Source organism: Fibrobacter sp. UWP2 (genome assembly GCF_900141705.1).
GTDB lineage: Bacteria > Fibrobacterota > Fibrobacteria > Fibrobacterales > Fibrobacteraceae > Fibrobacter.
The window spans coordinates 50,069-58,412 of sequence record NZ_FQYM01000021.1; the positions used below are offsets into that span (position 1 = coordinate 50,069).

General features: G+C 56.2%; 6 protein-coding genes and 1 tRNA gene. 3 read left to right on the forward strand and 4 right to left on the reverse strand.

Translation table 11 applies throughout. The annotated features are described in order from the left end of the window. Window positions 1–31 precede the first annotated feature (31 nt). Window positions 32–715: a tetratricopeptide repeat protein gene (locus tag BUB55_RS10245; RefSeq protein WP_083596975.1), complete on the reverse strand. Its 684-nt coding sequence runs from the start codon at window positions 713–715 to the stop codon at window positions 32–34. Between the two features lie 118 nt (window positions 716–833). Here BUB55_RS10245 and BUB55_RS10250 point away from each other — a divergent pair. The 3 genes from BUB55_RS10250 to cysS all read left to right on the forward strand — a co-directional run bounded on the left by BUB55_RS10250 (window position 834) and on the right by cysS (window position 4,295). Beyond that, window positions 834–906: transfer RNA gene (locus BUB55_RS10250), tRNA-Thr, on the forward strand. 102 nt (window positions 907–1,008) lie between these two features. Next, window positions 1,009–2,787: a DNA repair helicase XPB gene (locus tag BUB55_RS10255; RefSeq protein WP_073190800.1), complete on the forward strand. Its 1,779-nt coding sequence runs from the start codon at window positions 1,009–1,011 to the stop codon at window positions 2,785–2,787. Between the two features lie 56 nt (window positions 2,788–2,843). Further along, entirely contained in the window at window positions 2,844–4,295 is a 1,452-nt protein-coding gene (gene cysS / locus BUB55_RS10260; RefSeq protein ID WP_073190804.1) for a cysteine--tRNA ligase, read from the forward strand. A gap of 46 nt (window positions 4,296–4,341) precedes the next feature. Here cysS and fabF read toward each other — a convergent pair whose 3' ends face one another. The 3 genes from fabF to BUB55_RS10275 all read right to left on the reverse strand — a co-directional run bounded on the left by fabF (window position 4,342) and on the right by BUB55_RS10275 (window position 8,190). Then, window positions 4,342–5,592 (reverse strand): beta-ketoacyl-ACP synthase II, encoded by a 1,251-nt coding sequence (gene fabF / locus BUB55_RS10265; RefSeq protein WP_073190820.1) that lies wholly within the window; start codon window positions 5,590–5,592, stop codon window positions 4,342–4,344. Between the two features lie 80 nt (window positions 5,593–5,672). Beyond that, window positions 5,673–7,427 (reverse strand): AMP-binding protein, encoded by a 1,755-nt coding sequence (locus tag BUB55_RS10270; protein WP_083596976.1) that lies wholly within the window; start codon window positions 7,425–7,427, stop codon window positions 5,673–5,675. 1 nt (window position 7,428) lies between these two features. Continuing rightward, window positions 7,429–8,190, reverse strand: a complete 762-nt coding sequence (locus BUB55_RS10275) for a DUF2334 domain-containing protein (protein WP_073190824.1) — start codon at window positions 8,188–8,190, stop codon at window positions 7,429–7,431. Between the last annotated feature and the right edge of the window lie 154 nt (window positions 8,191–8,344).

Here is an 8,344-nt window from a genome sequence, read left to right on the forward strand (position 1 = left end):
GAGGCGTCAAATTCGCATTTACAGCTTTTTATTATTCCGCCAAGAACTTCTTGGCCTTGTCGGCGTACACCTGGTTGTCGCCATAGACTTCGACAATGCGTTCGGCCATGTTCCTGGCCTTGTCGTTAGCACCGAGCTGCTGGTAAACGAGGGTCAACTTCCACATGGCGTCGGCCACCATCGGGGCTTCGTCCAGCGGTTCTTCCTTCTGGAAGCGATCTTCCTTGTCGCCCGTACGCTTGCCGAATTCACTCACGTACTTTTCGAGGAGACCGGCAGCAGCGGAATAGTCTCCCTTTTCGATTTTCACAGCAGCAAGGCCGTGCATGGCGGCAGACCGGACCAGCACCACAGAACCGGCATTGTCGAGCGACTTTTGGAAGAGTGCCGCGGCACCGTCAAAATCTTGTTTTTCGAACTTGATGTTGCCTGCAAAGAGGGCCGCCTTGGCAAGAGCCAAACCGTCAATCTTGCCAGCCTTGATCTGGGACTCGAATTCCACCAGGGCGCTATCCTTTTGGTCGGCATAGAGGTACGTCATGCCCACGCCAAGAAGTTCGGCCTGTTCGGCAGCGGCAGCCTTTTGGCTATCGCGGAACTGGACAATGCCCGCAACAACGACCAAGATAATGACCAGGCCCACCAGAGCCTTGGTTCCATGATTGACAAAAAAATCCTTGAGTTCAGAATTGTTCTGATTTGCTTCGTTAGCCATTTTCGACTTCCATTTTAAAATTTGTGACCCAATCATAGCAAAAAACACGGACTTTGCCAACCGGCCCCTCCCTTATCTTGACAAAAAACAAGCCTATTGCTATTTTTGACCCCGCTATGCCACTCTAGCTCAGCTGGTAGAGCAGCTGATTCGTAATCAGCAGGTCGGCAGTTCAAATCTGCTGGGTGGCTCGAAAGTCCCGAATCCGTCAAGGTTTCGGGACTTTTTTCATTTCACACTCCACATCGCACATCTAGCCTCAGGCCCTTTTTTTTACTATCTTTGCGCTCCCTATGAATCCGAATGGCGCAATTATTGTTCAGAGCAACCTCGAAATTATGGTCGAGGTCGACAACCCCAATTACGAAACGGCCCGTGATGCGATTGCCCCCTTTACCGAGCTGGTGAAGAGCCCCGAGCACCTGCACACCTACCGCATTAGCCACCTCTCCCTCTGGAACGCCGCCGCCACCGGACTGCGCGCCCAGGACGTCGTCGAAAGGCTTGAACGCGAAAGCCGCTACCCTGTGCCGCAATCGGTCATTACCGAGATCGAAGACTACATGGCCCGCTACGGGCTATTGCGGCTCAAAAAAGAGGACGACCGCCTGATCATGGAATCCGACGACAAGATTATGTTCGTCGAAATCTGCAAGCTCAAGGAAGTCGAGGACTTTGTACTCGAATTCATCGACGATACGCATGCCGTGATGGACCCGGAACGCCGCGGCCACCTCAAGATGGCGCTCACCAACGCGGGCTTCCCCGTCGAGGACCTCGCAGGCTACACCGTGGGCGACCCGCTCGAAATCAAGCTCCGCGAAACGACCCTCGCCGGCAAAAAGTTCGAACTCCGCGACTACCAGAAAGAAGCCGCACAGGTGTTCTACGCCAGCGGAAGCGAAAAGGGCGGCTCGGGAGTGATCGTGCTCCCCTGTGGTTCGGGCAAAACCGTCATTGGCCTTGCGACCATGGCGCTCATCCAAACCAAGACGCTCATTCTCACCCCGAACATCTCGGCAAGCCGCCAGTGGATTCGCGAAATTTGCGACAAGACGAACCTGACCATTGACCAGGTGAAGGAATACTCCGGCGAAGTCAAGGAAATCGGCCCCGTAACAGTCGCGACCTACCAGATTTTGACCCAGCGCAAGCGTGTCAAAAAAGAAGGCGAAGAGACGAACACCGAGAACCTCGAGATGAGCGACGAAGAAGTGAAGAAGGAACTCGCCAACTTCCCGCTGTTTAGCGAGCAAAAATGGGGCCTTATGATTTACGACGAGGTGCACTTGCTCCCCGCCCCCGTTTTCCGTCTGAGCACCGAGATGCAGGCAACCCGTCGCCTTGGCCTCACAGCAACGCTCGTACGTGAAGACCACAAAGAAACAGAAGTGTTCAGCTTGATTGGCCCTAAAAAGTATGACATCCCGTGGCGCGTACTCGAGGCACAGGGTTGGATCGCGACCGCCGACTGTAACGAGATTCGCATCCCCATGGAAACGGAGCTCAAGATGAAGTACGCGCTCGCCCCCATCCGTGAAAAGATCACGCTCGCAAGCACGAACCCCGAGAAAACGGATATCGTTGAACGCCTGCTCAAGTATTTTGACAAACCCGACGACCGCGTGCTCATCATTGGTCAGTACATCGACCAGCTTGAAGCGCTCTCTAAGGACCTGGAAATCCCGCTCATCACGGGCAAGACCCCAAACAAGGAACGCGAACGCTTGTACGCCGCCTTCCGTGACGGCAGCCAAAAGAACCTGATGGTCTCGAAGGTCGGCAACTTCGCCATCGACCTGCCCGATGCCAACGTGCTCATCCAAGTTTCGGGGACGTTCGGCAGCCGCCAGGAAGAGGCCCAACGTCTGGGCCGCGTGCTTAGGCCCAAGAGCGACGGCGGTGCGGCACACTTCTACAGCATCGTGACGCAGGATTCCAAGGAACAGGAATTCGCCATGAACCGCCAGCTGTTCTTGACCGAGCAGGGATACGCCTATAAGATCATCAAGCGCGGGGACTGGGACATCCTCGCCCGTACACCTGAAGAACTGGCTGCACGCAAATCGTAAAAATTCTATCTTTGTTCCCGCTTGGCGCATGTTGCGCCGCATTAACGGAGGCTAAAATGGCTCTACAGTTCTACAACACCGCATCGCGCAAGAAAGAAGTATTCACTCTCCCGGAAGGCGTTCCCGCCGTGCGCATGTACTGTTGCGGCCCGACGGTGTACCATTTCGCCCACATCGGCAACCTCCGCACCTACATTTTCGAAGACTTTTTGGTGCGTACGCTGAAGTACTACGGCTACAAGGTGAACCACATTGTGAACATCACCGACGTGGGCCACCTCACCAGCGACGCCGACTCCGGCGACGACAAGATGGAAAAGGGCGCCGCCCGCGAAGGCAAGTCCGTCTGGGACATCGCGAAGTTCTACACCGACGCATTCATGGCCGACTGGCACCGCTTAAACATCCAGGAACCGACCCGCTGGACGCCGGCGACGCAGCACATCCAGGAACAGATCAACCTGGTGAAGACCCTGGAAGAAAAGGGTTACACCTACCGCACCAGCGATGGCATCTACTTCGACAGCCTCAAGTTCCCGCGCTACGCCGACTTCGCCCGCCTCGACGTGGAAAACCTGCGCAAGGGTAGCCGCATCGACATGGGCGAAAAGAAGAACGCCACCGACTTTGCTCTGTGGAAGTTCAGCCCGAAGGACAAGAAGCGCGCCATGGAATGGGACAGCCCGTGGGGCGTTGGTTTCCCCGGCTGGCACATCGAATGCTCCGCCATGGCCATGAAGTACAACGGCCCGACGCTCGATATTCACTGCGGCGGTACCGACCACATCCGCGTGCACCATACCAACGAAATCGCCCAGAGCGAATGCGCGAACGGCGTGACCTTCGCCCGTTTCTGGATGCACGGCGAATTCCTGCGCACCGCAAGCGAAGAAAAGCTCGAAGACGGCACAACTGAACAGAAGTTCGGCAAGATGAGCAAGTCCAGCGGCGAATTCCTGACAGTTTCCTTGTTGATGGACCGCGGCTTCAACCCGCTCGACTACCGCTTCTTCGCGATTGGCAGCCACTACCGTAACTACCTGAACTTCACGTGGGAAGCCCTGGAAGGCGCCAAGGAAGGCCTCAAGAGCTTGCACAAGAAGACGGACCCGCTGATCGGCAAGGCTACCGCGATTACCAGCGATGCAGCCAAGGCATTCCAGAACGAGTTCAAGGACGCTATCGGCGACGACTTGAACATGCCGCGCGCCCTCGGCATCATGAACACGATGCTCAAGAGCGATATCGATGACGGCGAGAAGGCCGCCCTGGTGGCCGACTTCGACCAGATTTTCGGTCTGAAGCTCGACCAGCCTCGTGAAGAATACGCCAAGAAGGGCGCGAACGACGGCGTGGATGTCGCCAAGATTGAAGCTCTGATAGCCGCCCGCAAGGAAGCCCGTGCCAACAAGAACTGGGCCGAAAGTGACCGCATCCGCGACGAACTCGCCGCGATGAACGTGGTCATCAAGGACTCCAAGGAAGGCACGACCTGGACGCTGAAATAATTCGCGGACGGGACTAGCGGGGCGCGTAGAATAGCCCGCAGGCAGGCTATTCAGCGAACTTCTTGATAATCACGACACCGTTGTGACCGCCAAAGCCAAGGGATGCCGAGGCGGCAACGTCGATATTGCCTTCGACGCCCTTGTTCGGCACGTAATCGAGGTCGCATTCCGGATCCGGAGTCTCGTAGTTGATGGTCGCCGGGAAGAACGAATCGCGAATGGCGAGCGTGCTGATAATGGCTTCGCAAACACCGGCGGCGCCTACGCAATGACCCGTCATGCTCTTGGTGCTACTGACCTTGATCTTGTAGGCGCGTTCGCCGAGGGCGATCTTTAGCATCGCGGTTTCAGTCATGTCGTTCAAGTGCGTGGAAGTGCCATGGGCGTTGTAGTAGTCAATGTCTTCGGCAGTGACGCCCGCATCCTTCATGGCGCGCATAAACGCCTTTGCGCAACCTTCGCCATCGGGCTTGGGGCTCGTGATATGGTAGGCGTCGGCGGAAGCGCCGTAGCCCGCAAGTTCTGCGTAAATATGGGCGCCGCGGGCCTTCGCATGTCCCAGTTCTTCGAGGATGAGCACGGCACCGCCCTCGCCCATCACAAAACCGGAGCGGTCCTTGTCAAAGGGGCGCGAAGCCTTTTCGGGGCAGTCGTTGAACTTGTCGGTAAGCGCATGCATGCCGGCAAAACTCTTAATGGAGTATTCGGTGATGCCGCTTTCGGAGCCACCCGCGAGGCAAACATCCAGGCGTCCGCTGCGTACGGCGTCAAGCGCCACGCCAATGGCGTCGGTACCCGAGGCACAAGCGGTCGCAATAGTCCAGGCGCAGCCCGTGATGCCGAGCGCGATAGAGACGTTGGCAGCGCCTTCGTTCGGAATCAGTTCAGGCATGGCGAGGGGCGAAACACGGCGCTTGCCGCGGGCAATGTACTGCGTAAACGTTTCATCAATCACGTCCATGCCGCCAAGGCCGCATCCGGCGACAATGCCCGTCGTATCGGCGCGCAAATCGTCTTCGGTGAGCTTTGCATCGGCGATGGCCTCGTTAGAGGCGGCGAGCAGGAACTGCGTAAAACGAGCCATACGACCGGCGTCCTTCGGGTCAATGCCGTGATCCTCGGGCTTAAAATCTTTCACTTCGGCGGCGATTTTCACGGAACTCGTACTCGCATCGAACAGGGTGATGGGCCCTACGCCGCACTTGCCCTGCTTGATGGATTCCCAGAGGGCGTTCACGTTCTTGCCTACGGGCGTCACGGCGCCCATGCCAGTAATCACAATTCTTCTTCTGTCCATATTTTTCCTTTTACTCCTGAATCCTTCACGCTATCGTGCTCAGGATAACGACGCCGGTCGTTGCCGCTACGCAGCTCAAGTCAATTTCCTTCCTTTGTTTCCGGGGGGCAGTCTGCGGGATTCGACTCCGCAGCTTTTTCCACCTCGTCGGACTTTGCTTCGGCAGCCTTTTCGATTTCCGCCTTGTCCTTATCGCGGATGGTCGCACGGCGAATCTTGCCGCTAATGGTCTTCGGGAGTTCCGTCACAAAGTCAATGAAACGCGGGCTCTTGTACGAGGCAGCCACCTTCTTGGTGAACAGCTGGATGTCCTTCGCCAGCTCCTTGGACGCCTCGACGCCCTTCTGCAGCACAATGGTCGCCTTCACGGCCTGCCCGCGCGAGCTGTCTTCCACACCAGTCACCGCGACTTCCAAAACCGCCGGGTGTTTGTGGATAACTTCTTCCACCTCGAAGGGGCTAATGCGGTAGCCCGAACTCTTGATGAGGTCGTCGGTACGGCCCACAAACCAGTAATAGCCGTCCTTGTCACGCCAGGCGGTGTCGCCCGTGTGGTACACTCCGCCCTCGAACACACGCGCGGTGCGCTCTTCGTCGCGATAGTAGCCGCCGAACATGCCAAAGGGTTTGCCCTCATCAATACGGATAATGATCTCGCCAACTTCCTCGGGCTTGCAACTTTCACCCTCGGCGTTCACAATGTCCATGCGGTAGCCGGGGGACGGCTTGCCCATGGAACCCGGGCGCGGTTCCATCCACGGAAAGTTTCCCGTAGTGAGCGTGAGCTCGGTTTGACCGTAGCCTTCGCGCATGCTAATGCCCGTCTTGGCAAGGAACTTGTTGTAGATGTCCACATTCAAGGCCTCTCCCGCCGTGGTGCAGTACTTGAGGTTCGAAAGGTCGTACTTGGAAAGATCCTGCAAAAGCAGGTAGCGGTATACCGTGGGCGGCGCACAGAAGGTGGTCACTTTGAACTCAACCATCTTTTCGAGCAGCTTGCCCGGAATGAACACGTTCATGTCGTAGGTGAACACGGCGGAGCCCGCAAGCCACTGGCCATAGATTTTGCCCCACAGCGCCTTGGCCCAGCCTGTCTCGGCGACGGTCAAATGTCGGCCGCCGTCCACCACGTTCTGCCAGAACTTCGCGGTGATGATATGCCCGAGCGGGTAGGTGTACGTGTGCGCCACCATCTTCGGGTTGCTCGAAGTCCCGCTCGTAAAGTAGATGACCATGGTATCGGTTCCGGTCGTCGCGGCCTCGCCCGTGGGGCGGTCGAACTCCGGCGAACTGATTTCGTAGTCGTCGTAAAAGCTGATCCAACCCTGGCGCGGCTGGCCAACCGTCACAAGGCTCTTGAGCGACGGGGACTTCTTTTGCGCCGTCTCCACCTCTTTTTGCAGGGCGGGATCGTCGTACGTCACAATCATGTTGACTTCGGCGGCATTAAAGCGATATTCAAAGTCCTCGGCGGCAAGCATGTTCGTCGCCGGGATGGCAATAGCCCCAATGCGGTGGAGCGCCAGCAAAAAGAACCAGAACTCGTAACGACGCCTGAGCACAAGCATCACGCGGTCGCCCTTTTTGACGCCAACGCTTACCAAAAAATTCGCCGTACGCTTGGAAGCAATCGACAGGTCCTTAAACGTAAAGATGTGGCTTTCGTCATTGTCGTCACACCACACAAGAGCCTCGCGTTTGGGCTCCTCCTTGGCGTACACGTCCACGACGTCGTAGGCGAAGTTGAAATTCTCGGGGATAGAGAGTTTAAAGTTCTCGTAGAGATCTTCGTATGATTCGTAGTCTATCCGCGATAAAAACCTAGAAAGAATCATATTACAAATCCTTGTAGAGAACCTTTTCGCGCACCGCTCCGGCAAAGCGCACCAAATTCAAGATGCCCTTCTCGCCCACAACGCTAAAGTCCTTAGCGTGGATCACCACCCGCGGCACGCCGAACGGGAGCATCAGGCGAACACAGGCGATAGTCATAGCGAGCGCAAGGAAAATGCGCGGGACAATGGAGAAGGTAAAGAGCTGGGAACGTATGACACGGCCATCGTTTTTGTAAATGTAGTTGATGTCCTCGTAGGTTTCGAACTGTTCCAGCACCTGATTCTTGAGGTGGCGATTTCCAAACCACACTGGGGGAACAAAGCCTACCGGGCGTCCGTAACCGTGCGCATCCCAAAGGGCGACGGCGCGCTTGAGGAGCGTCTGCGAAAGTTTTTCGTTCAGTCCCGAGAACTCGGCGCCGTTATGCGAAAGGACGAGTCCGAGTTTTCCCCACGGATTCCTCTTGACAAACAGGTCGGCCCTATGGCGGGCACCATGCAAAACGATTTCAAACCCCTCGTCCATCAGTTTGCCGACTTCTTCGCGGAAAGCCTCGGCCTCGGATTCGGGAACGCCTCCAATGGAGGGAACGACCGCCACCGAAATGGGGGAACCAACGGCCTCCGCCAACTTGCGTATTTTGACGGACGCACTTTTGCAGTTCCTGACATTCAGGCTATGGTAGCACAGCACGAATTTTTTCCGCTTGCTCTTACGGGTTTCTTCGGCCTCAAGGTCTGCAATATCTTTATTGATTTCCATAAATCAACCATCCTTCTAATGCGCTATATATAGAATTTTCATTCAACGGTCTTTATTACACGAATTTGTCCCTTTTTTAGTTGAAAATCCAGGTCTCCAACTGGTGTAAATCTAGGCTATTAGCGCTTCATTGTCAAGTAGTTTCATGCTCTTT